The sequence below is a fragment of the Mastigocoleus sp. MO_188.B34 genome, from assembly GCF_030065675.1.
GTDB lineage: Bacteria > Cyanobacteriota > Cyanobacteriia > Cyanobacteriales > Nostocaceae > Mastigocoleus.
In genome coordinates this window covers 17,738-44,347 of record NZ_JASJDK010000038.1, presented here as the reverse complement: position 1 = coordinate 44,347, position 26,610 = coordinate 17,738, and the positions used below count along the sequence as shown (strand labels likewise).

Annotated in this window: 16 protein-coding genes and 1 tRNA gene; 6 read left to right on the top strand and 11 right to left on the bottom strand. The window is 37.4% G+C overall.

Going from position 1 to position 26,610, the window contains the following annotated elements:
* The first annotated feature begins 183 nt into the window (after positions 1 to 183).
* Entirely contained in the window at positions 184 to 1,878 is a 1,695-nt protein-coding gene (locus QNJ50_RS11525) for a mechanosensitive ion channel domain-containing protein (RefSeq protein WP_300635401.1), read from the top strand.
* Positions 1,879 to 1,900: 22 nt separating this feature from the next.
* Here the strand turns inward: QNJ50_RS11525 and QNJ50_RS11520 are convergent, their stop codons facing one another.
* Entirely contained in the window at positions 1,901 to 3,553 is a 1,653-nt protein-coding gene (locus QNJ50_RS11520; RefSeq protein ID WP_300635399.1) for a serine/threonine-protein kinase, read from the bottom strand.
* A 509-nt stretch (positions 3,554 to 4,062) separates the two neighbouring features.
* Positions 4,063 to 5,973, bottom strand: a complete 1,911-nt coding sequence (locus QNJ50_RS11515) for an outer membrane protein assembly factor (protein WP_300635408.1) — start codon at positions 5,971 to 5,973, stop codon at positions 4,063 to 4,065.
* Between the two features lie 737 nt (positions 5,974 to 6,710).
* On the opposite strand from QNJ50_RS11515, the gene QNJ50_RS11510 reads away from it, so the two are divergent.
* On the top strand, positions 6,711 to 8,081 hold the full coding sequence (locus QNJ50_RS11510) for a lipid-A-disaccharide synthase-related protein (RefSeq protein ID WP_300635397.1): 1,371 nt from the start codon (positions 6,711 to 6,713) through the stop codon (positions 8,079 to 8,081).
* Between the two features lie 18 nt (positions 8,082 to 8,099).
* Here QNJ50_RS11510 and QNJ50_RS11505 read toward each other — a convergent pair whose 3' ends face one another.
* On the bottom strand, positions 8,100 to 9,179 hold the full coding sequence (locus QNJ50_RS11505; RefSeq protein ID WP_300635394.1) for a pentapeptide repeat-containing protein: 1,080 nt from the start codon (positions 9,177 to 9,179) through the stop codon (positions 8,100 to 8,102).
* Between the two features lie 879 nt (positions 9,180 to 10,058).
* Between QNJ50_RS11505 and QNJ50_RS11500 the strand changes: the two genes are divergently transcribed.
* Together QNJ50_RS11500 and QNJ50_RS11495 are read left to right on the top strand one after the other, a co-directional pair.
* Entirely contained in the window at positions 10,059 to 11,429 is a 1,371-nt protein-coding gene (locus QNJ50_RS11500) for an aminotransferase class I/II-fold pyridoxal phosphate-dependent enzyme (RefSeq protein ID WP_300635392.1), read from the top strand.
* Positions 11,430 to 12,100: 671 nt separating this feature from the next.
* Complete coding sequence (locus QNJ50_RS11495; protein ID WP_300635390.1) at positions 12,101 to 12,328, top strand: hypothetical protein; 228 nt, start codon at positions 12,101 to 12,103, stop codon at positions 12,326 to 12,328.
* 62 nt (positions 12,329 to 12,390) lie between these two features.
* Here the strand turns inward: QNJ50_RS11495 and QNJ50_RS11490 are convergent, their stop codons facing one another.
* Together QNJ50_RS11490 and QNJ50_RS11485 are read right to left on the bottom strand one after the other, a co-directional pair.
* Positions 12,391 to 12,927 carry a redoxin domain-containing protein gene (locus QNJ50_RS11490; protein ID WP_300635388.1) on the bottom strand — a complete coding sequence of 179 codons (537 nt, stop codon included), beginning with the start codon at positions 12,925 to 12,927 and terminating at the stop codon, positions 12,391 to 12,393.
* A 329-nt stretch (positions 12,928 to 13,256) separates the two neighbouring features.
* The gene (locus QNJ50_RS11485) at positions 13,257 to 13,868 is read right to left on the bottom strand and encodes a peroxiredoxin (protein ID WP_300635386.1); all 612 of its coding nucleotides are present in this window, start codon (positions 13,866 to 13,868) and stop codon (positions 13,257 to 13,259) included.
* Between the two features lie 142 nt (positions 13,869 to 14,010).
* Between QNJ50_RS11485 and QNJ50_RS11480 the strand changes: the two genes are divergently transcribed.
* Positions 14,011 to 16,119 carry an amylo-alpha-1,6-glucosidase gene (locus QNJ50_RS11480; protein ID WP_300635384.1) on the top strand — a complete coding sequence of 703 codons (2,109 nt, stop codon included), beginning with the start codon at positions 14,011 to 14,013 and terminating at the stop codon, positions 16,117 to 16,119.
* A 380-nt stretch (positions 16,120 to 16,499) separates the two neighbouring features.
* Here QNJ50_RS11480 and QNJ50_RS11475 read toward each other — a convergent pair.
* The 5 genes from QNJ50_RS11475 to QNJ50_RS11455 form a co-directional block, all read right to left on the bottom strand.
* A tRNA-Met gene (locus tag QNJ50_RS11475) sits at positions 16,500 to 16,573 on the bottom strand.
* 386 nt (positions 16,574 to 16,959) lie between these two features.
* Entirely contained in the window at positions 16,960 to 19,077 is a 2,118-nt protein-coding gene (locus QNJ50_RS11470) for a peptidoglycan DD-metalloendopeptidase family protein (RefSeq protein ID WP_300635382.1), read from the bottom strand.
* Positions 19,078 to 19,911: 834 nt separating this feature from the next.
* Positions 19,912 to 20,373 carry a tRNA (uridine(34)/cytosine(34)/5-carboxymethylaminomethyluridine(34)-2'-O)-methyltransferase TrmL gene (trmL, locus tag QNJ50_RS11465; protein WP_300635380.1) on the bottom strand — a complete coding sequence of 154 codons (462 nt, stop codon included), beginning with the start codon at positions 20,371 to 20,373 and terminating at the stop codon, positions 19,912 to 19,914.
* A gap of 617 nt (positions 20,374 to 20,990) precedes the next feature.
* Positions 20,991 to 22,133 carry a glutamate--cysteine ligase gene (gene gshA, locus QNJ50_RS11460; protein WP_300635378.1) on the bottom strand — a complete coding sequence of 381 codons (1,143 nt, stop codon included), beginning with the start codon at positions 22,131 to 22,133 and terminating at the stop codon, positions 20,991 to 20,993.
* Positions 22,134 to 22,387: 254 nt separating this feature from the next.
* Positions 22,388 to 23,305, bottom strand: a complete 918-nt coding sequence (locus tag QNJ50_RS11455; RefSeq protein WP_300635376.1) for a histone deacetylase — start codon at positions 23,303 to 23,305, stop codon at positions 22,388 to 22,390.
* A 149-nt stretch (positions 23,306 to 23,454) separates the two neighbouring features.
* On the opposite strand from QNJ50_RS11455, the gene QNJ50_RS11450 reads away from it, so the two are divergent.
* Positions 23,455 to 24,465, top strand: a complete 1,011-nt coding sequence (locus tag QNJ50_RS11450; protein WP_300635375.1) for a mechanosensitive ion channel family protein — start codon at positions 23,455 to 23,457, stop codon at positions 24,463 to 24,465.
* 63 nt (positions 24,466 to 24,528) lie between these two features.
* On the opposite strand, the gene QNJ50_RS11445 is transcribed toward QNJ50_RS11450, so the two are convergent.
* Entirely contained in the window at positions 24,529 to 26,547 is a 2,019-nt protein-coding gene (locus QNJ50_RS11445) for an ABC transporter ATP-binding protein (RefSeq protein ID WP_300635374.1), read from the bottom strand.
* Between the last annotated feature and the right edge of the window lie 63 nt (positions 26,548 to 26,610).

The window sequence follows — 26,610 nt, the reverse complement described above, 5'->3', positions numbered from 1 at the left end:
TAGACTTTAAGACTTGAAGACACGTCTATACAAATCAAGTTCTATTGGTGAATTGGTAGTTTTTTCTACTAATGCTGACAAAATATAAAAACTGATAGGAATTTTCGCTAAACTACACAATTGGGAAACATAAATTATTGTTTATCTTTCCCACTGTCAGCTCCTCCACAACTATTAGCCTATATGAGAAAAATGCGTTTTATTGGTATGCTTCCACATCGAAGTTACCTCAAAAATTCAACATTCAAATTTATCAGTATTGCTTTCGTTGGTTTTTTGCTTTCTTTATGTTTCCTATCCAACCCAGCTTCGGCTTTATTGAATAACGATAAAACTGCTCCTGTTGTCGTTGATGGGAATAAACTTTTTAGACTTGCGGGTAGTGAGAATTTAGAACCCAAAGAAAGGGCTGAAGCAGTAAATCGGAAACTAGAAGAGTTTATTCAATCAGAGGAAGCACCAAGAGTTGAGGTTGAAACAAAAGATAGATCTCCCGTAATCACGATCAACGGCAAAGATTTATTTACAGTTACTGATAATGATACAGTTCCACCTTATAACGCAGATCGTAAGGCACAAGCCGATTCTTGGCGAAGAGAAATAGCTCAAGCAATTTATTCTGCTCGAAAAGAAAGAAGTGCAAGTTTTATTCGTGACGCCTCAATTATAAGTGCAGTAATTATAGTTTTGGGGGTTGTATGTCATAAACTTTTGGGTGGTTTATGGCAAATAATACGTAACAGGGTAACTCCACTATTAGGCTCAAATCAATCAGCTGATGGTGAATCATCTAATGATGAAAATGATGAGCAGCAGCACAAAACATTCAATTTTCTTTTAAAGTCCACCCTGCTGTTGGTACGAACAACTTTATGGGTCGGCATAATACTTTATATTAGCAACCTGTTCCCATTAACTCGTCGGTGGAGTTTCAATATCACTAACCAGATAATATATAGCCTTACAGCAAAGATTTTACCTTTTGGAGGAAAATCTTCTTCAGTTATTGAGATACTGATTCTGGTTTGCTTATTTTGTGGACTATTTATTGTCGCAGGTGCGGTTACTAATATATTACGCTCTCGGGTTTTACGATTATTGCGAATTAGTCGAGGAGCACAAGAAGCTACTGCAGTTGTATTTAAGTATTTGGTAATTGCAATTGGAGGAATTATTCTTCTCCAAATATGGGGTGTAGATTTAAGTTCTCTAGCAATTTTGGCGAGTGCTTTGGGTGTAGGTATCGGTTTTGGTTTCCAAGATATTGCCAAAAACTTTGGTAGTGGCATTGTATTAATTTTTGAACGTCCCATTCAAGTGGGGGACTTTATTAAAGTAGGAGATCACACAGGGACAGTAGAACAGATTGGTGCTCGTAGCGTGACAATTCGCACCTTAGATCGCGTTTCTATTATTGTTCCTAATTCTCGCTTTTTGGAATCAGAAGTTATTAACTGGAGTCATGGTAATCCTATTTCCCGCATCCACTTACCAGTAGGAGTATCTTATAGTTCTAATACCCGTGTTGTAAGAACAGCTTTATTAGAAGCTGCAGCGAAACACTCAGAAGTTCTCAAGGTTCCACAACCACAAGTGTTTTTTAAGGGATTTGGGGATAGTGCTTTAAATTTTGAATTACTTGTCTGGATAGATCAACCTCCCAGTCAAGAGTACATTAAAAGCGACCTCAATTTTTATGTAGAAGCTGCGCTAAACAGACATGACATTGAAATACCATTTCCGCAAACAGATGTACATGTTCGTTCGGGAGAGTTACCAGTTAAAGTATCCCCAGAAGTAGAACAACTTTTGAAGCGTTTATCACTGAATGTTAATAACGGCAATTCTACTGATAATCACAGAGATTCTGGATATTAAAGGATATATCTTCGAACAGCATCTAATTAGTTGGTACTTCTACGGAGGAAGAATTGAAATCTGAGTCTGATTTGGTTTGGGTGTTGGATGGTAGCGTTGGTACAACTACAGCATTAGAACCTGTTGTTTTGGATTTGACTTGGAACTTGGAATTTACATTTTTTTCCGGAGATGCTGATTTTTCTTGAGCAGATGGAGATTGACGAGATTCTCTGATTTGTCGCAGTCTTTCTATTAAGGATGGGGAAGGGGATGTTTTTGGTTGAATTGGGGACTGATAAGAACTACGAGGTTTGATATTTTTTGCTTCTGAATCTGTTGACCGAGATGAAGCATTTGTAGTGTTGTTGTAACTCGATTTTTCTGATGCTTCTGAAGTAACCTTATTAATTTGCAACTCTTGTTGGCTACTATTTGCAGTTTTTGTTGAACTTCTATTTGGCTTTGAGTTTCCTTCGTTATTAGTATTCCGTGTAACCTTTGTAGTGGGTTTTGTTTTCTTTGCTGGTAAATCTTTAATTTCTGGCTTTGATAATTTCGTTACATTTTTATGATTATTTTCTGATTCTCCTACCATTGGATTCGTAAAAGACTCAGAAGGCTGTAGTTGGTTTTGGTAAGCCATTTTAGTTACAGCAAAACTAGTGGTAGCAGTAACTACAGCTACTCCAGCAAAAATAAATACCTTAGGTGATAAATTTTTCTTCTTTTTGGGGCGAGTATTTCGATCTGGTTCTGATATTGGATAATTAACGGCAAGCTTACTATGTCTTTCTGGTTGGGGTGAATTTTCTGGTTGAGCTTTAGCAGATAAATCGATGGTTTGTACCATATGTGTTGGTACTGGTTGAGCAACATAGCTACTTTCGCTACTTGGTAGTAATTTTAGCCAGTCATCAACTATTTGGGGACGAAACTTTGCTTCTACAGCCATCCCACGCATCACCGCTTGATTTACTGCTGCACTTAAGTGAGGTTGTAATTCTCGTGGTGCGGGCATTTTTTCTCTATCCCGCAGTAATGCTGGTAGCGGTACACTTCCGGTTAAGAGTGCATATAAAGTTGCAGCTAAACCATAAATATCTGTGGCTGGAGTACGGGTCGCATGGGAGAGATATTGTTCGATGGGAGAATAACCCTCAGAAACCATGCCAGTATGTGTTTGTTTAACACCGTTATTAAATTCTCGAGCGATACCAAAGTCAATTAAAACTACTTCCTGAGATCCCCGGCGCAGAATAATATTATCTGGTTTGATATCCCGATGTAATAAATGATTCTTATGTACTACCTGTAATGCAGCAGCAATTTGCCGGATATAATGAACTGCTGTTTTTTCTGGTAAAGGAATATTGGGTAGAACAAATGCTTCTCCCAATGTCTCTCCATCAATGTATTCCATTACCATGTAAGGCAATTCATCTTCCACAAAAAAATCACTCACCCGGACAATGTTTGGGTGGCTGCAAGTTGCTAGTCTTCTTGCTTCATCTTGAAATTGGCGCTGAAATTTAGCAAAATCAGGATGTTTTTGCAGTTTTTGGTTGATTGTTTTTATTACTACCTCCTGATTTAAATATTCATGAGTTGCTTTGTAAGTAATACCAAAGCCACCCTTACCTATTTCTTGGTTTAGTGTATATTTTCCACCCTGCAAGGTTTTACCAACTAGCATAGTGATTTATAATGTTAGATTTGCAATTGATTTTAAAAGTTATTCTAGGCAGTCTATTTGATTTTAGAGGAGGGCTACCAGTAAGCCTAGTATTCTAAATTAAAATCCAAGATTAAAATCCAAAATTAAAGTTTACAGAATCACAGTTTACAGAATTAAGTCCTACAGAATCAAAATTTTACGAATTAAAATTTGCATCATCAAAATTTAATCATTGGATTCGTTGGTCGCTGAAACAGAAACTAGGATTGAAGATCCAGCATTTTTGGAATTTGTCACAGTAAGGTTTAAATCCTCAATTGTTAATTCATCCAATCGGGACAATTAGAATTACACGGGTAATTAGACTGACATCATATTACCTGCTTTTTTTATTACGGATATAAATTTAATATGATTTTTCAATCTAGATATTTACCAACATTATTTATTGTAGTTACCGAAAAATAATGCGCTAAAAAAGCGCACATAATCATATCTAAAATTAACATTTAAATCTGTATTCTGTATTAGAATCTGTGACCAAAACCAAAATGTAATTGGCTTTCTCCTTGATCGCTAATACCATAATCGGCACGAATTAAGCCCAAGGGAGAGTTAAGTCTAATACCTGCACCAACTCCAAAACCACTACCAGGTTTACCCCTTGTTCCTGCAGGATCTGCCAATACAGTATCCCCGGAACCAAGATCCGATGCAAAGTCAGCAAATACAACTCCACCGAGAGATTTTACAACGGGAAGGGGAAAACGATATTCAGCAGAAGCAAGTATATAACTGCGACCGCTACCAACCTTACCTCCACCGTAACCACGCACTGAGTGGGAACCACCTAAATTGAAGGTTTCATAAGGTGGTAAGTCGCCAATTACAGTACCTGCTTGGGCGTTAAAGGCAAAAACTTGGGTTTTGTCCGATTTGAATAATTTTACTGGTACGTACTGACTGTAATTGGCTTGCAGACGATTCATGGAAATATTACCTAGCCCCAAAGGAATAGATTGTTCGGAACTTAGGGTTAAAACGGAACCTTTTGTAGGATTGAGGCGATTATCTCTTTGGTCTTTTGTCGCACTTAAGGAAACAGTTGTTAAATCGTCTACACCGGTACCGCTTAAGGTTAATGGGTTATTGAGTTCATCTTTAGCGGTAACTTTACCTTTGCGATCGCGAATACTAGTGCGGGTGTAGTTTAATCCTAAGGTCGCATTCCAGTCATCAATTGGTTTTTGCAGTTGAAAGCTCGCTCCAAATTTACCTTGCCGTACTTTGTCCCCATTGGCTAGTTTGATTTCATCATCAAATGTTTCGGAAAGTCCGCGACGACGAAAAGCATTAATACTGTAACCCAAACGATCGGGGTTACTAGAGCGATAGGGACTGGTAAACTTAGCATCAAATCCTAAATGGCGTCTACCTGCTTGGACATTGACTCCTAGATTATCGTTGGTACCGCGAACATTTTGGTCGCGATAAGTAAAGGTACCCACAATACCTTGATCGGCGTTGAAATTACCACCCAAGTTGACGGAACGCGCTCCAATTTCTTTCAGTTTATAAATTACATCAACTTTATTTGCATCGCCGTCTAAAGCTACATTTGCACTTTCAAATAACCCTAAACCATAAAGTTTCTGTAAATCTTGTCGTACTACTTTATCTTGAAAAACTGCACCGGGCTTTAACTGCAGCTGTTGTCGCAAAAAATCAGGTTTTGTTCGACCTTTTACAGCTTTACCTTGATCGTTTACGGTTTCACCTTCGTCATTCACAAACTCAAATTTAATCTCACCTACTACCCCTTCTGCTACCTGTAGAGTTAAACTTCCTTGGGGATTGGGTTTGATTTCTAATACTCTTGCCAAACTGTAACCGTTGTCTTTGTACCATTGATTAATTTCTTTAACGGCATTTTTTAGTGTGGATGGACTAATGGGTTGACCTATTTGGGATTTAAATGGCTCAATCGCTACTTGATATTTCAATGCTTTCGCACCGGAAAGCTGCAAAGAGCGAACTATTAAAGGTTCGACTCGATATACCACCTTTAAACCAAACTCAGTTTCACCACTGCTAACATTGGCGTTACTAAATAAACCAGTATTCAAAATTGCTGTTACATCTTTTTGTAACTGACTTTGGTTTGTATCTCCACCAACTTGTGTTTTTATGACTTGGCGAATTATTGCTTCTAATTCTTGTGTTGTACCAACTATTCGTACTTCGACTGCTGGAACAACTAAATCATTATTGTTGGAAATTATGCGATCGCGTTGTATTTGAGGTGTTTGTGTAGTTTGTTTGATATCTGAAGTATTTTTCTCAGAATTATTTTTGTCCGAAGTATTTTGATTGGAAATATTTTGAGTTGAAGTGCTTTGATTTGAAATGTTTTGACTTAAAGTGCTTTGACTGGAAATGTTTTGACTTAAAGTGCTTTGACTGGAAATGTTTTGACTGGAAATGCTTTGAGTTGAAGTACTTTGACTTGAAATGCTTTGATTTGAAATGCTTTGATTTGAAATATTTTGACTTGAAGTGCTTTGACTGGAAATGTTTTGAGTTGAAATGCTTGGATTTGAAATATTTTTTTTAAGTGCTGGAGAAGAGGGGACGACAACAGGAGAATTATCTATTTCTCTAGATTTGTTAAATTTATTTGATTTATTAGAGTGACTGGATTTATTAAATTTATTGGATTTATCAGATTGCTTAGATTCAGGTACTTGTTTGTTTTGAATTTCTTCAACCTTATTCTGAATTCTCCCAATAATTGGCAAATTGTTACTCTTTCCACTTTCCACCCGAGAATGATTTTGGGAAAATTGTTGGACTTCTTCCGTTTCTGGTGCAGCAACATTTTCAACCTGCGGTGGTGTTTCTTCGGTTGTAGGAACCACAACACTATCAGCTGATTCTTTTTGGGCTTCATGATTCGGAGTTGCAGCATTTACTTTCGTTGTAATGTTGCTAGCCGCTAAAGTCGCCAATGTAAAAATTGTTGCCGAAGAAACTCGCATAGTTATAGTCCGATCGATTAGGAGTTAGTGATTTGAGGCTAGACAATGGGAATAAGACTAACTTCCTTAATGATTCTTTGATACCCGTTCTCTTCCTCTTACCCTTAAAGACACTTATTTTATAAACTTTGTTTCTTATGAGTGATTTATCGCCGTTACCCTTAGTTTCCGACCCACAAACTACATCATCTTCTTTGCAGTTATTGGTTTTGAGCAATGGTCATGGCGAAGATGTAATTGCCCGATCAATTTTACAAGAATTACAAAAACAATCCCATCCCCCAGATATTTACGCCTTACCTTTAGTTGGAGAAGGAAAAGCCTACCAAAAATTGGATATTCCTTTAATTGGTTCGGTACGCACCATGCCTTCTGGTGGGTTTATATATATGGATAATAAGCAATTAATACGCGATGTACGTGGGGGCTTAGTACAACTAACCTGGAAACAAATTAAAGCAGTCAGACAATGGGTTAAAGAGCAGCAAAAATTAGGTCAAAAGACCGCAATATTAGCGGTTGGGGATATTGTTCCCCTATTATTTGCTTGGGTTAGCGGTGCCAATTATGCTTTTGTTGGTACGGCAAAATCAGAATATTATGTCCGGAATGAAGTTGGTTTACTCGAACGCACTAAAAAAGGTTCAGCCCGGTGGGAAAACTTTTCTGGTTCTATTTACCATCCTTGGGAAAGATGGTTGATGAGTCGTCCCCGTTGTAAAGCGGTGTTTCCTCGAGATTCTCTGACAACCGAAATATTACATACTTGGAAAAATATTCCTGCTTTTGATGTCGGTAATCCGATGATGGACGGCTTAGAACCGAGATTTCCTACCCAAAATTTATATCGAGGCGATGGAGAACTCAAAGAAATGGAACGTCCTTTAATCGTAACTCTTCTTCCCGGTTCCCGTTCTCCCGAAGCTTATGCTAATTGGGAAGTAATTATGAATGCTGTCTCAGAACTAATGGATTGGTTCCGAGAACCTGAATTAGTTACTCATACTTCAAAAACAATCGTATTTTTAGGCGCGATCGCACCAAATTTAGATCTGAATACTGTATGTCAAAGTTTAGAAAATCAGGGTTGGCGTTCCTACACAGAATCTCCAATCCAAATTCCCGACTCCCATATTTTGACCTTTAAACAAAAAAATGCGTATGTAATGCTAACTCAAAATGCTTACAACGAGTGCCTGCATTTAGGAGACTTAGCGATCGCCATGGCGGGTACCGCAACAGAACAATTTGTGGGTTTGGGTAAACCAGCAATTACTATTCCCGGTAAAGGTCCCCAATTTAATCCTGCTTTTGCTGAAGCTCAAAGTCGTCATTTAGGATCGTCGATAATTTTAGTCGAACAACCAGCAGATCTCACAAAGAAAATATGTTCTTTATTAGAAGATCCCGATAAGTTTCATCTGATTGCTAAAAATGGTGTTCGTCGTATGGGTAAACCTGGAGCTGCAAAAAGAATTGCTGAATGCTTATTGGAACATTTCAGTTAACGATAACTAACTCTAAATTCAGGTAAAAATTGCCCCACGTTTAATTAGATCACACTTGATAGATTCAGAAATTCCCAGGTTGTGACCAAATTGGGCATTATTAACATTTACATTACTAAGGTCAGCGTTACTGAAGTTCGCACCTTGAAGCTGAGCGTTACTCAAGTTCGCATATTGTAGCTGGGCGTTACTGAGGTCAGCATCAATTAAGTAAATGCCTTCTAGTTTGGCATTAATAAGATTGGCATCTTGTAGTTGTGTGTTACTGAGGTTAGCACCACTCAAGTTTGCTTCTTCTAGCTGAGAAGCAACCAGATTTGCACCACTTAAATCACTATAAATTAGATTCGCACCCCAAAGTTGCGCCGCTTTGAGATTTGCAGAAGTAAGATCGGCTCCACTGAGGTTTGCACCAATTAGTTTAGCCCCAATTAATTTGGCACAAATCAGATCTGCACCTTCAATTAGGGCATTAGTGAGGTTTGTACCTTCAAGTTGGGCACCAATAAAATTAACATTTTCTAATAATGCATTACTGAGATTTGCATCTTGAAGCAGTGCTGTGCTTAGGTCTGCACCTTCAAATTGGACGTTGCTGAGGTCTGCACCTCTAAAGTCAGTATTACTAAAGTTAGTACCTTCAAGTTGAGCCCCAACAAGATTAGTGTGACTGAGGTTTGCACGCCAAAAACTACCCGCAGTAAGTTTAGTTGTGCTGAAATCGGTACTAACAAAATTCCTACTACATGAATCGCAGTTTATAAGATTTATTCTATTATTTTCATTTTCATTGCTACTCTTTTTCCCAAGAAAATTCAGAGCAACTTGAATATCTTTGGTAATCCGAAGATTTTCTTTATTATCCTTTGTCTTTGGGATGGGAGAATTCTGCTTTACGTAATTGGCGATCATTTCCATTATCTGCCAATAAAGTTGAGGTGAATCTTGAGCTAGAGATTCTAAGGCATGAATTCCAGATATTCTTGTATTAATATTTGTGTTTTGTAATTGTTCTAAATTTTTATGTAAGTCGTCTTGAATTGCTCCCTCATTTTTACCTGTTATAGCTTTATGTCTAATTTCTTTTGACTTATACATAATTTTTTCTATTTTTTTTCTATTTTTTAAAAAATCATAAATAATTCCAATAAATATACAAAGAAATATAATATTGATTGAATTTACAAAAAACATGAAGTAAATAACAATTGTAAAAAATAATAATAAAAACAAAATCTTTAAAAATTGAAGATTGAATAAATGCCTACATGATCCCGTATAAAAGTATGTTCGCCAATTTTCTATGTGGTTATTCATAAACTTTATATAATCAAAAATAGAATATGATTTTTATAAAATTACAGAAATCATAGAGACGTAAAGTATAGTTTTATGCAAATATAGGATAATTATTACTTATTCATAAAATCTTTATTTAAATAACATATTTTAAGATTATTTACCTATTGGAAATGATTAATTTGTAAAAAAAAAACTTGATTTATAAAGCATGTTTTTAAAAAATAATGAATAAAATCTAGTGAAAATTTATTAAATAGAAATCGAGTCAACATAAAATCGAGCCAATATATTTTAGATAAATCAATAAAATTTAGATAAATCAATAAAAACTTGAAAGATTATTTATGCATCCCGAGATATGATATGTATTTGTGAGCGAAAATCATTTACATAAAACAGAATAACTTTTCAGCGAGTAATTTTAAATTACGTTGTTTTAATTGCTCAATCAATATTTTTGAAAAATAAATAATCGTAAAAATCGGAATCCTGCGATCGTCGGTATTAAAAACTTCACTTTTATAATATTTGAGTAGTAGCGGACATAAATATAGGTTAGTAATTGCTGGCTATAACCAGCCTGCGTAAAATCCTCTATTAACTCCAACTATTCACTAATTTTCTTTATTTGTGTATTCAGCACACACTGTTCGCTCCAAATACAAAAATAAATAAATGACTTTAGAAAAACAAAGCCTCAACTTACTCCAAGAAGCTTTAGAAAAACTTGATTATGGTTTCCAAAACCTTCCCGAACTCGATCCAACTCCCGATCTAGAAACAATTAAACCTGTTTTGCTCCAAGTTGCAGCCCGCATGCAAGATAATTTTCCTTACCATCATCCTTTATATGTGGGACAAATGCTTAAGCCACCAACAGCGATCGCCCGTCTTGCTTATATGCTGTCATTGTGGATTAACCCCAACAACCACGCTCTTGATGGAGGACGCAGTAGCTCGGTAATGGAAAAAGAAGCTGTTGGGGAAATTGCTCGAATGTTTGGTTGGGAAACCCACCTGGGACATTTGTGTAGCGGTGGAACCATGGCTAACCTGGAAGGTTTATGGGTCGCAAGTTTAAAGCAAAATCCAAAAAGCAAAATACTAGCTTCTTCTCAAGCACATTACACCCACAAAAGACTTTGTAATGTTCTACGTCTTCCATTTCAAAGTGTGAAGTGTGATAACCAAGGACGTATGAATTTGAGCGACCTGGAAAAACTTTTAGATGGAGGGGATATTGGTACAGTTGTAGTTACAATGGGTACCACAGCCACAGGTTCTGTAGATCCGTTACCAGAAATTATTGAGTTACAGTCCCAATATAATTTCCGTATCCATGTGGATGCAGCTTATGGCGGTTATTTTACTTTAATAGATAATTTAAGCGATCGTACCCGCGCTATTTTTGATTCGATTTCACAAGTTGATTCTATTGTTATCGATCCTCACAAACATGGATTACAGCCTTATGGTTGTGGCTGTATTTTATTTAAAGACCCTGCGGTAGGTCAATTTTATAAACATGATTCACCCTACACTTACTTTAGTTCCCAGGAATTACATTTAGGAGAAATTAGCCTAGAATGTTCTCGTCCTGGTTCAGCTGCTGTAGCATTATGGGCAACTCAGAAATTACTACCAATGGTTAGAGATGGTAAATTCGCCATTGATTTGAGTAAATCCAGACAAGCTGCAATCAATTTATTTGAAAAACTACAAAGCGATCGCAAATTTATTACTGCTTTTCCACCCGAGTTAGACATAGTAATCTGGGTTCCAAAAGCTGAAAGGGTCAGTAAAGCTTCACTACTATCCCAAGAAATTTTTGAAAAATCTGCAGCCCAAAATTTGCATCTAGCCTTAGCTAAGTTTCCCATTGAGTTTTTTCAGCAGGGAGATCAAGTAGATATTGAATGGGATGAAAAGTACATTACCTGTTTGCGCTCTTGTTTGATGAAACCAGAACATTTTGATTGGTTAGACCGAATTTGGGAGATTTTAGACGCAGTAACAGATGAGGTATTGAAAACAAAAATATTTTGAGGATTTATGGCGTTAAGCACAATTAAATCCTTATAATAGGCACTTTTTGTAGATTTTTCTTGAGTCAACCTTGTAAAGATCTACATGTAATATTATTTTATGAAATTTATTTTCCCAAAATTTATCTTTCTACAGTTAATTTTTCTGGAATTGGTATAGAGCTTAACTGTTTTAATGTTTAAACTTGAGTGTTTGTTGAGTTTTTTATCAAATCAGACATAATTCTTAAAATTTAATCTTTTCTTTAGATTTGTCATCTAATATTTTTATAGAGATAGATATTAGGCAAAGATAAACTGATTTTTGTCTTTAAGAAGATCGTAAAAATTTATCCAAAAAATAAGTACTACTTTGCCCGATACAAACAGAAAAAATCAGAAGAGGTAGGTGAAGAATATACCCAAAAAAAGAAATATTATTTTCTCACTTTGGTAGCTTTGTTTTTTACTTTTTCAATAATTCTTGGCTTTTACTGCTCAAAATATCTCTAAATATAATTTTTGTTTTCTAAAATACTAATGCCATACATATATAAACTTCTTATGGCATCTAAAAATTAGAAACAAAGAAAAATATTTATCAAGATTTCTGTTGATTCTGACACAGTTATCTATCAATAGCAAAATTATACAAACTGCAAAAATTCAATATTTGCAGTGGGAGTAGGTCCCGTGAAACATTCATCATCAACATTGCGACATTTGTGGTCTGTAGTTGAAGAAACTCAAGCAAGTATCCTTCTTGAATTTAGCGACACTGAACTAATCGAACAACTGCTAGGACAACTTGAAGAAAAAAGATTAGATCGAGTAGAAACAACAACGATTAAGACATATATTCGTTCAAGACTTCCTTTGATCCGCGACATAGCTGCTTCGAGACAAATGAGCAGCGTATGAAGAATCAAAAATATGAAAAATCAAAAAATCAACCAAAAATAAAGTATTTCAGTCGAATTGCTTTAATCGAATTGCTTTAATAAAGTATCAATAGTAGCGTTAGGCTCGAAGAAAGAAAATAAGTGTTTGTAACGTAATTTTCTATCTTGGTCTAAAACAAATTGTGCTGGTAAAGGTGCCCCTAATGCTTGTCCAACTTCGTAAGAGCGAAATACACGACAGCTAGGATCGCTAAGTAAAGGCATTTGCAAGCCTAAATCTTGTACTACTATTTTGCTTTGTCGTTCGTCAATACTGGTAATTAAGAGAACTTCTATGCCCCGGTCTTGAAATTGTTCATAATTATCTTTCAAGGCTTTGATGTGAGGAAAGCAAAAGGGGCAATATTGGTTTTCTGTAAAAATACGTGTAAATGCCAGTAATACTGGCTGTTTACCTTTGTACTCTGATAATTTGACTAATTTACCATTAGTAATATCTGGCAATTTAAAGTCTGGAGTTGAATTTCCTAATTGAAATCTATTAGTAGCAGGAATAGGAAGGAAATTATCCAGAAAACGTTTGTTGAATAAACCGCTAAAATCACTTGGATTGGGCATAGTAAAAATATTTTTATTTATCCTGGCTATAAAATAATTTATTTCCGATTTTTAATTTTGATTATTAAGTCAATTCTTAATTTTGTAACTCTGTAAATATTAATCTTGAGATTTTATCGATTTTGGGACTTTTGTACTATTTTTACTATTTAATTTGCCCATACTTAACTTAGTTAGCTTTTAAAACCATATCTGGATACAAATTTTAGGATTTAGGATACTTGAAAACTTATAGTGATAAATTTATTTGCCGTCAGATTTTGCAGAAGCCAAACATAATAAATGACTTTATGGCTGACGGCAATTAGTCTAGTATTGAGTAGTCGTACTTAAATGGATGCAAAGTAAACTTTGGACTTCTGAGGATCTGGGTTCATAGTTTTCTCCCCAGGTTGCCAACCCGCAGGACAAACTTCATCAGGATGGCTTTGGACGTATTGAATCGCTTGCAATGTTCTGAGAGTTTCATCAACGTTACGACCGAAAGAAAGATTATTAATGGTCGCATGTTGGATTACGCCTTCTTTATCCATGATGAACAGACCGCGTAGTGCTACGCCTGCTTCAGGATCTAAGACGTTGTAAGCCGCGCTAATCTCTTTCTTAATATCTGAAACTAGGGGATAATTAAGATCGCCAACACCACCTTGTTTACGGTCAGTTTGAATCCATGCTAGGTGGGAAAACTCACTGTCAACAGAAACTCCAAGAATTTCGGTGTTCAGTTTTTTAAAGTCTTCGTAACGATCACTAAAAGCAGTAATTTCTGTAGGACAAACAAAGGTAAAGTCTAAAGGATAGAAGAATAAAACAACATACTTTCCGCGATAGTCGGAAAGCTTAACTGTTTTAAATTCTTGATCCACTACAGCAGTAGCTGTAAAGTCTGGGGCTTGTTGACCGACTCGAAGGCATCCTTCTGTTGCGTAAGTCAGAGGCATAGTAATATATCTCCTTAAAGCTATACAAGTTTTACTGCTTTGTGAAGATGGATCCGTCTATTAAATTTAGCTAATCCATCAACTGACAATTAAATTACGAACTGTTACGACTATATCATAGTCATAACGATTTTGAGTATAAATGGCTGATTTAGATACAAGAGAATGGTTGCTTACCAATGGCTTGGGGGGGTTTGCCAGTGGTACTGTTTCGGATGTTAGGACTCGCACCTATCATGGTTGGTTGTTTGCTGCAACTAGTCCGCCCTCAGGAAGAACCCTTCTGCTATCCCATTTGGAAGCTAGCTTGGAGATTGGGGGTGAGGTTGTAGTTGCGGGGACTAACTTTTGGGGTAGCGGTCAGATCGAACCAACTGGTTACGAATTATTACGTTATTTTCAGATTAATCCTGTTCCAAAATGGGTTTGGGGGGATAAAGAGTGGCAACTTACTAGACGGATGATAATGCCCTCAGGATTGGGAGAAAATTTTTTGTGCCCGACGGGTGGGATAGGAGAAGAAGCATCATTTTCCAAAACCCCTAACAACCAATATTGCCACCGAATTTTAGTTCATTATTTATATGAAGGCAATGATGTAGGGGTGTTAAGACTGCGCCTGTTAATTGCTGATCGGAATTTTCATCATCAACAAAAAGAAACTTCAGATCTACTGTTTTCACAAATTCTTGGAGAACGGGTAATCTGTCTCCAATCAATCAATGCCGGAGATTTTGGTACTCCTTGGCAATTGCGTTGGACCCGAGGAGAATATCAAGCAGAAGCCGTTTGGTACTGGAATTATGGGCTCCCAGAAGAAACGCGACGAGGATTAGGCGATCGCGAAGACCTTTACAGCCCAGGTTACTTAAATGTCGTTCTCCAACCAGGAGATACAGTTACTTTAGAGGCAAAAGTTGGTTTTCTAATCAACGATCACACTCCACTAAATTATGAAACTTTTTCCAAGGCTGTTGAGGCGGAAGAAAGTAGGTTAAATCAGATATTTGGCTGGAGCATGTCGAAAGGGACAGAAAAAGGATTAGAAGAAAATTTAGTTAACAACTCTAATCCTACTGCATATATACCACGTGATACTCTGTGGCAAAAAATACTCAGAGCTAGCGAACAATTTATTGTTTATCGTGCTTCTATTTCTGGACCAAGCGTCATTGCTGGCTATCATTGGTTTAATGATTGGGGACGGGATACTTTAATTGCTTTACCAGGTTTAACATTAGTAACAGGGCGTTTTAAACTAGCCAAAGGATTGCTTGAGACTTTTGGCAGATATTGTCGTCATGGGCTTATACCCAACGGTTTCCCAGATGTTGATGGGGAACCATCTTATAACAGCATTGATGCAGCCCTTTGGTGGATTGAAGCTTTGGGACTATATTTAGAAGCAACCCAAGATTGGGATTTTCTAGTTGCTCAATATCCAGTAGTACAACAAATATATAAAGCTTTTATTGGCGGTACTCTTTATAATATCCAAGTTGATTCTACCGATGGACTTATTAGTTGGGATGCCCGTGGAGTCGCATTGACTTGGATGGATGCTTTAGTTGAAGGAAAAGCTGTTACACCCCGACGTGGTAAACCTGTAGAAGTAAATGCCTTGTGGTTTTCGGCTTTATGTTGGTCTGCTCAATGGGCAAAACGTTTAAGTGAAATTCAAGTTGGAGATTCTTTAAAATATCTCAAACAAGCTCAAAGGTACAGTCAACAAGCACAACAAGTAAAAGAGTCTTTACAAAAGTATTGGAATTCCCAGTTGAGATACTTATACGACAGCATTGAGCCAGATGATCGTCGAAATAGTCAAATTCGTCCCAATGCCGTTTTAGCACTTTCCCTGTACCATTGTGGATTTTCCCAATCACAGGGGGAACAGATACTTGAATTAGCAGCTTCAAGACTGCTAACTCCTTACGGTCTTCGCAGTCTCGAACCCTCCGATCCAGAATATATTGGTAAATATGTAGGTGATTCGACTCAACGGGACAGCGCTTACCATCAAGGTACGGTTTGGAGTTGGCTTATTGGACCTTTCGTTAGGTCTTGGGAACGCTTTTTTCCAGGTAAACCATTGCCTTTTGATTGGGAGCCTATACTCAATAGTTTTTTGAATCAAGCTTGTATCGGTTCAATTTCAGAAATTTTTGATGGCGATCCGCCTCATAATCCCAGAGGTGCGGTTGCTCAAGCTTGGTCGGTAGCAGAAATCATTCGCCATTTTCCTAAGTAATACTGTTACCGCTGCGCGGAAGTCATTTGCGGATTGCACGCGGCTTGCGCCGTTAGCCCAGCCAGAGGCTAATCCGTAAGGTTACCGGAGGGAGCCTCTAGGCTATGCTGTAAGGCTTAACCGTAAGGTAGCGCCAGATCCAATCCGTAGGTAGCATAGCTATAGGTAGCGCAGCAATAGCTACAACGTGTCCGTAGGACATAAGTCAAAAGTAGTGTTTTTTATAGCTTTGACATTTTATAAACAGGTGCTTTATTTCCGCCGTGATATACCAAGCAATGCAATAGATAAAAACAAAAAATACCGATATTAAGAGCTACTTTATTGGTAACATCTATAAATATCGGTTACTATTTTTTTTATCTTTATTAAGTTTTTAGTGGCTCAGGTCAGACTCGAACTGACGACCAAGGGCTTATGAGTCCCCTACTCTAACCAACTGAGCTACTGAGCCATATATAAGCTGTTAAAGCTTTGCATTATTCATTAAGTTATCATACAAATTTACTCTTGACTACCCCTTGACGGAAATTTTTAATAAATCCTTAAATCAGAGTAAATTAACTGCTGGAAAAAGAGATAATAAATTACCACTCACCAATTATAGAACTAAGTACTTAGGTGAAGACATTGATGAATCCTTTTCATCGTAGACGTGCTAAAACTTATGAGTAATATAATTTTGAACTTTGTTAGCAAAGCGTGACCGCAGGTCATATTTTGAATTTTGAATTGCGTGTAGCGCTATACCTATTACAATTACTAGCGAGCAAAAAATAAATGAGGGAGAAAAACTCCCTCAACTGAACGGTATTTTATTCAGTTGTATTCGGAGAAAATTTACCTCTTTTTCGGTGGCAAGAAAGCCATTGGGTTTGTCGCCCGACCATTTGGACGAATTTCAAAATGCAAGTGGGGACCGGTACTAAATCCAGTACTTCCCATCAAGGAAATCTTCTGTCCTTGCTGTACTTGCTGACCCTTCTTAACTAAAAGCTTGCTATTGTGAGCGTAGCGAGTTATCGTACCGTCTGGATGACGAATATCTACCAGATAGCCGTAACCACCTCTGTTCCAGCCAGCTTTTTTAACCACACCAGCAGCCGCAGCATGAATTGGAGTTCCCGTAGGAGCTGCAATATCAATACCCCTGTGCATTCTTCCCCAACGTGGACCATATCCAGAAGTAAGAACTCCCTTCGCTGGCCAAATATAACCTTTGGATTTGGGTTGAATGTTTTCGATTGGTCTGGGCAAATATCTACCAGCCGCCGCTAAAGGTGGTAATGGCGTAGAAAGATTGTTTGTTCTGGGAGTAACAACTGAGTTATTCCGTTGAATAAACTGTGAATTATAGCGGCTACCGTAAATCGAAGATACTGATTTTGGTTGAGGTACTGGAATGGGCACTGCCCCATTATTTTGTGTAGCTAATGTTGAGCTACCTGCTGTGGGGACAGCAATTGGTACCGATACATTATTATTTTGCTTTATAGATCTTCTAGAGGTTGAAGCATTTTTGTTCTGAGGAAGTGTAACTGCTTCTACTTCAGATGCTTTACCTTCACGAGATTTTTGAGCGCGGTACTTTGCCCGTAATCTTTCAATTTCTGCTTTTAAACTGCGAAGACGTTGATTATACTTGGGATTTTTATCACTTGCTGCTTTGACTCTTGCCAAGCGCATTTCAGCAAAAACTAGGGGTGTAGCTTCACCACCCATACCGTAAGCTGCTTCTCCGGTAGAGGATTGATTTGTACTACTGAATAATTCTGAGCCAATAGTAGACTTTGGATCTACCCCAATTTCACTTGATGCAAGCGTAGATGCTTTATTTTTGCCACCGTGATCGTAGCCGTTTAATTTAAAATTAGGGTTAAAAGCAATTGTTGTTACACTACTAGTAATACGATCTTGCTGACCAGGTATAACTAGCTGTTGATTTACTTGTAGCTTATCTGGATCGTTAAGCTTATTGACCCTTGCAAGTTCGGTAACAGAAGTACCATAACTTTGTGCTATTTCACCTAGGGTATCCCCTGACTTAACAGAATAGGGTTGATTTTCTGCTGGTGTAACAACACCTGGGAGTGCTGGTATATTTGCAACTACACCAGGATTAAACCTTTTGATGGATTTTGCTTGTTCGGAAGCTTTTACATTATCCGAAATTTGCCTGCCACTCCGAGCAACACTGTTGACTGATTTTTCAGTTGAGTTTGATGACTTAACTGAGTTGTGGGAAATTGCAGATGGACTCTTGGTTCCCCCAGAACGCAGCTTTGCCAAACTTGCTCTTAGGTTATTAGATTTTTCCTGTAAGCGTTGAATAGCAAACTCTTGTTGAGCTTTAAGTTGAGCATTAACGTTTCCATCCAAGTTTGTCGTTGGGACTATTGTCTGTGGGCGACTGCTAGATGATACGGTTTGCTCTCCCGCCAATCCCTTCTGTGCTTTTGTTTGCTGCTTGGCTGTTTTAAGAGTTTCCTTGAGTGAAGCTGCATTCTTAACTGCACTTTGTGAAGAAACTACTTTAGGCAAAGGAAGTTTTGCTGACTTTAACGCTGCTATTTGTCCTTTTGTGCCAAGCCCTTTCCACTCAGGTATTGCCTTGATGTCTACCGTCTGTGGGTTATCCGGCACGCTTACATTAGAAAAGACTCCATATTCTGAAGTTTTTCTTGGAGCAAAATTTACATCGTTCTCAGAAGCAGCAGGAAGAGAAGAGGCTGCTTTTTGGCTGCCTACAGATTCTGCTGCCAGGGCTTGATCGCTTTGTCGAGTCACCAAAAGGCTGGTAGCTCCCATCGAGATAGCCAAACCAATCATGGCGGCTTTGGTACGTGCTCGACGACAAGCCTTGGAATTGTCTAATTCCTCTATCTGCCCCATCGAGACATCATCGCTGACAGTGTTTTCAACCACAGCATTTGCTCTCTTCTTTAATGCTCGTTTCAAAGACGACCTCCTATGATCGCTAGCGCTTAACTGACCTCGATTTCTAGTCGGATACTAGTCAATGATTTAGATCGCTAATAAAAATTGATCAAGATCACTTCCACTAGAGATGATTTAGGCAAGATTAACCTGCTTCTCTAGTTTTAGACAAGTTCACACCCTAAACACAAGAATAAATTTTTCTGTTTTTGGATAATCAGTTTCACAGTCCGCTGTCTTATCGTGTCTTTCTCTCTTACACCTGTCTTCATCTGTTTTACCCCTTCCAACCAGAACTAGACAAGTATATATTTGACGAGTTTACTGGCTATCCAAGGAAGCTTATGTAAAGACTTCGTAAAAGAGGTGTGTCCTTGCTGTAGTAATCCCTTAGATTTCTACAAGTTAACTTGCCTTCTCAAAAAGTGAATGTACGTTGATTTTGCTTGAGAATTCAACCGTATAAATTCGCAGGTGTTTCTGCGCTCCCAAATTGTCACGAGAATAGAATTTCTGGGTGCGTTCGCTCAAACTCACGCTCAGACAACTTTTCACCTTTTTTTGACCCTAGTCCGGAAAAATACGAAATCACTAAAATATATCATTCGATTCTCAGACTGAATCAGATGAATTATATAAATTACTTATATTTAGACCTGCTTACTTTGAAGTACTGTTGGCAGATTTGGCGATCATCAGGAAAATTACTATATAAATCTGTATTTTTTACACAGGCACAATATTAATATTAAGTATATTTTTTATCTTTGATTAATTTTAAACTTTTAATGAAATTTATTATGTATTTACACTTAAAGTAACAATCACCATAATAGTTTATGTGATTAATTAAATTTATTGAAGATATCCTAGTTGGCGACGAGCTTCAAATAACGCCACAGCAACACTGACAGATAAGTTTAAGCTGCGAACACCTTTTTGGCTCATTGGAATATGAACAGTTGCGTCACATTCGGAGATGACTGTGGGTGGTAACCCTTCGGTTTCACTCCCAAAGAGCAACCAATCATTGGGCTGAAATTCAAACTCAACATAGTTAACACTGCCGCGAACGCTGAATCCTAGGCATCTACCTCCATTTTTTTGATGTTCCCTACGAAAAGCTTCTATTGACTCGTGATAGTGCAGTTTAACGAATTCCCAGTAATCTAAACCAGCTCTTTTGAGATAACGATCACTGAGTTCAAATCCTAAAGGTCCTATTAGATGTAATTGTGTATTGGTCGCTGCACAAGTTCGAGCAATATTCCCCGTATTTGGGGGAATTAAGGGATTTACTAATACTACTTGAGGCATATATAATCAATTTATGTATTAAGAAAAACAATGTAAGATAAGTACGTAATCTACCTTAAGATAGTGTTATTTGATAGGTTTTGTTAATATTTCTCAATCCATCTTCATTGATTAGAATTTTTAAAGTCACAATAAATCTACCTCAAAGTGCTTGCAAAAGCGTAGTTTTACTCAATAGAACAAAAAATAGTATTCCTCACCGTAAGTAGATGTTTGAAATTACCTAAGTATTGTTAGGGTTTATTCGGGTAAAGAAAATTTATGATAGATGGACAAAAAATACAGGGTAGGAAATATTAAAAAACTATTTATTGGGTTTTGCGTGAGTAAAATTTTTGAGGTTGTGGGAGTAATTAAAAGATTAAATACTCAATGAAGTTGTTTAAAACAATTACTTGTTTATTAGAGCAATCCATTTATTTACAAGTGTTCGCAATATATTCTATGGGAAACACACTATTATGCGAACCTGAGATATGCCTGTACAATAACTGTCTGTCAGAATAATACTTAGCAGATAAGAGAAATTAATGAAAAAAGCAGTTAGACAGAAGCTAACTGCTCATCGGTTGATTTAATGTCGTTACGATTTAAGTTTCAATCCCAGGCATTTAATATCAAGCAGCCAAGGAAGAACAAACCTTATCTTCAAGTTCAAGTTCCCGTTCCCGTTCTTTCATCGTATCTATTGCTTGAATAAGTACATCCCTGGCGCTAAAGCCAACACCATGAAGTTGTAACCACTGTTGGGCTTCGTTACCACTTTGCAAAATCTTTAATAATTCAGAGAAAAAATGGCTAAAACCATTTTTTTCGGCTATTATGTCCAAATCTTGATGAAGATAGGTTATCCAATCTCGAGCAGTAATAGTGCTATCATCTTTCCAATGCTTTAATTGAGCATCAAGGCTAGAAGTTGCTGCTGCAATTTCATTTTTTCTATTTAAATCGATTAATTCGTCCGGGGATAATTGGGATTGGGTTAAAGGATCGATTCTGGGATTATCAATAATTTGTATTATACGAGCTTCAAGAAAAGCTGTAATTGCTAGCAAAGCAATAGGGTCTGTAACCAAGTCACAAATCCGCAGTTCCAAACGGTTGAGATCGTAAGGACGGTGATCGCCATTTGGTCTTACTGATGTCCATAGGTGGCGAACATTGTACATACTTCCATTCGCCAATTGATTTTCTATCCAATTTATATGATGAGCATGACTTTCAAATAAGGGAACAGGATTAGGTGTTTGGGGGAAAAGTCCCCATCGAGTGGAATGGAAACCGGAAGCTTTTCCCTTAATAAATGGAGATGAAGCACTCAAGGCAAGGAAAAGAGGTGCTTCAAGTCGAATTACTCGACAAGCTCGCATTAATGTTTCTGGATCATCAATCCCAATATTGATATGAACGCTAGCGGTAACGACTTTGGTTCCGTAAGCATTTTCAATGTGGCTATGGTAAGGATTAGTTGGGTCAGAACGGAAAAAGCGATCGTCCTCGACCAGTGACAAAGTACTTCCCGGTATTAAGGTATAGTTCCCTAAACTATGAAGATATTTCCTTAATTGCATCCGAGGACGTAACAAAGCGCATAATAGCTGCTCGTAATTGATAGATGGAGCAGTTATATATTCGACATTACGATTATCTGGTTCGCGAACAAATCCATCTAGAGCAGAGACAATCTTGTCGGAGAGTCCGACGACATCAGCTTCAGGCGTACCAGTATAAATTTCAATTTCAAAGCCTTTTGATAGCACCTTTTTTATTTCTCCTAGACTCTCCTATTAATTAAATTGTATCGGAGGTGACGACATACTGCATCTGTAGCATTAACTGAACCTTTCGATTTAATAAGATTCTTAATAAAAAATAAATTTATGTGAGTTATAAGTAAATTTGTTCATTGTTGTGATCTGGGAATGCTAATAAGACATCGCTAGGGAAATCTTAGGTTTGTGTAGGTTTATTTAGAAAAATAGCTAATAGCTAGCTCTTCGTTTTGTGTTTTCGGTCAAAGTCGATATTGTTGATAAACTTCTGTAGCCGCTCGATGTAGAAGTGAGTGACGCCAAACAAGAGATTTCATATCATCTGCATAACCACCACCAATGACGCAAGCAACTGGGTAACCCGCACCAACACATGTACTTAGGACTTGCATTTCTCGACGAAAAATACCACCATCAGTTAAAGCTAACTTTCCTAGGCGATCGCCAATATGTGGGTCAACTCCAGCATCGTATAAGACTAAGTCTGGTTTTACTTGTGAGAGTAATTCTGGTAGATAGTTGGCTAAAGTTTGTAAATAATCATCATCTTCCATTCCAACTTCCAAGGGAATATCTAAATCGCTTTGTTGTTTTGTACTGGGAAAGTTAATTTGACAGTGCATCGAAAATGTAAATATGCTGTCATCATTTTGGAAGATAAATGCTGTACCGTCCCCTTGATGGACGTCCAAATCCACAATTAAAACTTTGGATACAAGACCCAATTTTTGTAATACTCGGGGTGCGATCGCTAAATCGTTAAAAATACAAAATCCAGAACCGTAATCGGGGAAAGCATGATGGGTTCCACCTGCGGTATTACAAGCTAAACCATGACGCAATGCTAGTTTTGCTGTGAGGATTGTACCTCCGACAGCAGTGCAAGTACGATTAACTATTTCGGGTGACCAAGGTAATCCAATACGTCTTTGTACTTTGGGGTTCAAGGTTCCTTGATAATATGCTTCCACGTAGTCTGGAATATGAATTAGTTCAATTAATTCTTTTGTAGGACGTTCGGGTGAATAAAATTGTTTTTGATGTGCAACTCCATCATTTAATAGTAGTTCATAGAGTTTTCCAAATTTAGACATCGGAAAGCGATGTCCTGGAGGTAAGGGGGTAACATAATCCGGGTGATAAATTATTGGCAAGTCCATGTTTAAATTATGGAACGTTGAAGTGCAAGCCAGACAAGCAATCTTTACATTCACAATTTAATTTACTTTTCAGTGTGATGTTTGAAACACCATAAAACAAGACAAGTTTTGATAAATTAATTCTGTTTGTAATAAAACAGGATGCTTTTATGACAATTGAATGGATTCTGCCAGTTGCATTTATTTTAATTGGTTTGATCGCCGGATTTATTGGTGAAAAAATCGTTTACGGTAAGGTCAAACAAATTGTGATCAAAAAACAGATTCCAGGAAGCGATATTATTATTTCATCCCTACATCGGATGACCTTTACCTGGTTATTTCTTGCTGGTTTATTCGCAGCTATTATTAGTTATCAGTTAAAACCAGATGTGACGGAGGCATTGCGTAAGTTTATTACAATTGTTTTTCTATTCTCAATTACCTTAGTTTCTGCCAGATTAACTTCTGGATTTGTCAATTTATTTATTAAAAGAAAAGAGGGAATTTCTGCTTCTCTAATTTCTAATTTTGCTAAAACTACTGTTTTAGTTTTAGGAACATTAATTATATTACAAACTATAGGAATTGAAATTTCTGCAATTGTCACCACTTTGGGAATTGGTGGTTTAGCAGTAGGTTTGGCTTTACAAGATACTTTAGCAAATTTATTTTCTGGTTTTTATTTAATCCTTTCCAAGCAAGTTAAAACTGGAGACTATATCAAATTACAAGATAGTCAAGAAGGATATATCACAGATATTACATGGCGAACTACTACTATTAAAAGTCTGTCAAATAATGTGGTGATTATTCCAAATTCTCAGTTGGGTTCGGCAATATTTACTAACTACCATTTACCGATTAAACAACTAATGGTAACAATGGATGTAGGAGTAAGCTATAGTAGCGACCTGGAAAAAGTAGAAAAGATTACTGTAGAGGTTGCAACAGAAGTAATGCGGGAAATTTCCCCTGATATAACCGAAAGAGAACCTTTTATTTTATTCCACACATTTAATGATTTTAGTATTGATTATAAAGTTCATATTCCTGTAAGCGAATTTCTCAGTCAACGGGAAGCCAAACATTTGTTTGTTAAGAAATTACACAAACGCTATCTTCAAGAAGGAATTAATATTCCGTTCCCAATTCGAGATGTTAATTTGCAGAATAATTAGGGGGTTGGGGATTGGGTAGTTAGGGTTATTGGTTAAATGATGACCATTAACTGATAACTGAATCTAATGTCTGTCTCTAATTAAATCCTGGATAACTTTTTCCAAAATCCATTCTTCTGATTCGTCTGGGGTTTTGCTTTTTTGAGCTTCTATTAAATTTTGGGCTGTAGCGGAATTTCCCTGAACTAATCCTAAAAGCTCATCTTTTAATTGAGGTAGAGTTTTAGGAAGACGCTGTCGCATTCTCTCTGGAGAACCTGTAGGAATCGAAGCAATTAAATTGCGAGTATATTCTTTTTTGGGATTACGATATATTTCCTCTGCTATACCTTGTTCAACGATTTGACCTTGGTTCATTACCAAAATGCGATCGCTCATAAATTTAACGACGCTCAAATCGTGGGAAATAAATATGTAGGTTAAATTAAACTCTTCTTGAAGTTCCTTAAGTAAATTTAGTACCTGTGCTTGAACTGATACATCAAGGGCTGATACAGATTCATCACAGATAATAAATTTGGGATTTAATGCTAAAGCACGAGCAATACAAACCCGCTGACGCTGTCCTCCAGAAAACTGATGGGGATAACGATTCATTGCTCCCGCATCTAAACCCACTCTTTCTAAAAGATAAATAGCACGTTCTCGCCGCTTTTGCTTGGTTTTTCCAACCGAATGAATCACTAAAGGTTCCATGACAATATCTCCCACTTTTAAACGGGGGTTCAAGGAACTAAAGGGATTCTGGAACACAATTTGCATTTCTCGGCGCAATTGCTGTAAAGATTTCTTCTTGATGTCAGTAATGTTCCGACCTTCAAAAAGAACTTGACCTCCCATTGGTTTGACTAATTGCAACAAAGTCCTACCCAAGGTGGTTTTACCACAACCTGATTCTCCTACTAAACCTAAGGTTTCTCCTTGTTTGACATCAAAGGAAACCCTGTTAACTGCCATAAAGTGGTGCTTTGTGGAGCCAAATATTCCCCTCACAGGAAAACCAACTGTGAGATCTTTGACTTGGAGAACGGTTGGTTTTTTTTCTAATTCTGCTCGTCTTTGTTCAATTTCTGCTGACGTTAATTCCAATTCTTCAGGGTGTTCTTTGGGGTTAATTACCACTTCCCCTGTAGCTGTTTCCTCTACAGTCATGTAGTCAGCAACGGTCAGTAATTTCTGGGGATGACGATCTAAGGTGGGGCGACAAGCAACTAAACCTTTGGTGTAAGGATGTTGGGGATCGGTAAAAATTTCCCTTGCTGCGCCGGATTCGACAATTTTTCCTCGATACATAACTGCAACGCGATCGGCGACTTCAGCAATCAATCCTAAATCATGGCTAATAAAAATCATCGCCATGTTGCGACGTATCTGTAATTCCCGCAATAGTTCAACAATTGTTGCTTGTACTGTTACATCTAAAGCGGTGGTTGGTTCGTCAGCAATTAGCAACATCGGGTTACAAGAAATCGCCATTGCAATCATTACCCGTTGTAATTGACCGCCAGAAAGTTGGTGAGGATAGCGTTCGAGAATTGATTCTTTATGTTGCTGTACTAACTGAGCTAATCTACGCGTGTCTTCGGCTGATATACCTTCCTCAATATATTGTTGAGTTATTTCTTCATCACTACCGAGCAGTTTTACCTCTTGCAGACTTTCTATTACTTTTTGTTGTGCTGCTTGGGGAGAAATATTTTGATGTCTGGTAATTGCTTCAATCAGTTGAAAACCAATGGTGAATACTGGGTTAAGGGAACTCATTGGTTCTTGGAAAATCATTGCGATTTCTCCACCCCGGTATAATTGCATTTCTTCGAGGGGTAAATCCAGTAAATTTATTGGCGTACCATCTTCTTGGGGATTAAACCAAATTTCACCACCTGCTATTCTCCCTGGATCTTGTATCAAACGCATTATCGCCAAGGATGTGACTGATTTTCCACTACCCGATTCTCCAACTATTCCTAGGGTTTCCCCACGATGCAGTTCGAATCCAACACGATCTACTGCTTTAACAATGTTGCGATCGCTTTTAAACTCCACTTGTAGGTCACGGACATCTAGAATAGTTTCTCTCATACCAGTCGGGTAGATTTTGTTACTAAATTTGTCACTAAAATTATCTGGATTGTAGCAGCAGAT

Excerpts from the sequence above, each read along its gene's own strand:
- QNJ50_RS11525 (WP_300635401.1), top strand. The coding sequence starts at position 184 with ATGAGAAAAATGCGTTTTATTGGTATGCTTCCACATCGAAGTTACCTC.
- QNJ50_RS11520 (WP_300635399.1), bottom strand. The coding sequence starts at position 3,553 with ATGCTAGTTGGTAAAACCTTGCAGGGTGGAAAATATACACTAAACCAA.
- QNJ50_RS11510 (WP_300635397.1), top strand. The coding sequence starts at position 6,711 with ATGAGTGATTTATCGCCGTTACCCTTAGTTTCCGACCCACAAACTACA.
- QNJ50_RS11505 (WP_300635394.1), bottom strand. The coding sequence starts at position 9,179 with ATGTATAAGTCAAAAGAAATTAGACATAAAGCTATAACAGGTAAAAAT.
- QNJ50_RS11500 (WP_300635392.1), top strand. The coding sequence starts at position 10,059 with ATGACTTTAGAAAAACAAAGCCTCAACTTACTCCAAGAAGCTTTAGAA.
- QNJ50_RS11490 (WP_300635388.1), bottom strand. The coding sequence starts at position 12,927 with ATGCCCAATCCAAGTGATTTTAGCGGTTTATTCAACAAACGTTTTCTG.
- QNJ50_RS11485 (WP_300635386.1), bottom strand. The coding sequence starts at position 13,868 with ATGCCTCTGACTTACGCAACAGAAGGATGCCTTCGAGTCGGTCAACAA.
- QNJ50_RS11480 (WP_300635384.1), top strand. The coding sequence starts at position 14,011 with ATGGCTGATTTAGATACAAGAGAATGGTTGCTTACCAATGGCTTGGGG.
- trmL (WP_300635380.1), bottom strand. The coding sequence starts at position 20,373 with ATGCCTCAAGTAGTATTAGTAAATCCCTTAATTCCCCCAAATACGGGG.
- QNJ50_RS11455 (WP_300635376.1), bottom strand. The coding sequence starts at position 23,305 with ATGGACTTGCCAATAATTTATCACCCGGATTATGTTACCCCCTTACCT.
- QNJ50_RS11450 (WP_300635375.1), top strand. The coding sequence starts at position 23,455 with ATGACAATTGAATGGATTCTGCCAGTTGCATTTATTTTAATTGGTTTG.
- QNJ50_RS11445 (WP_300635374.1), bottom strand. The coding sequence starts at position 26,547 with ATGAGAGAAACTATTCTAGATGTCCGTGACCTACAAGTGGAGTTTAAA.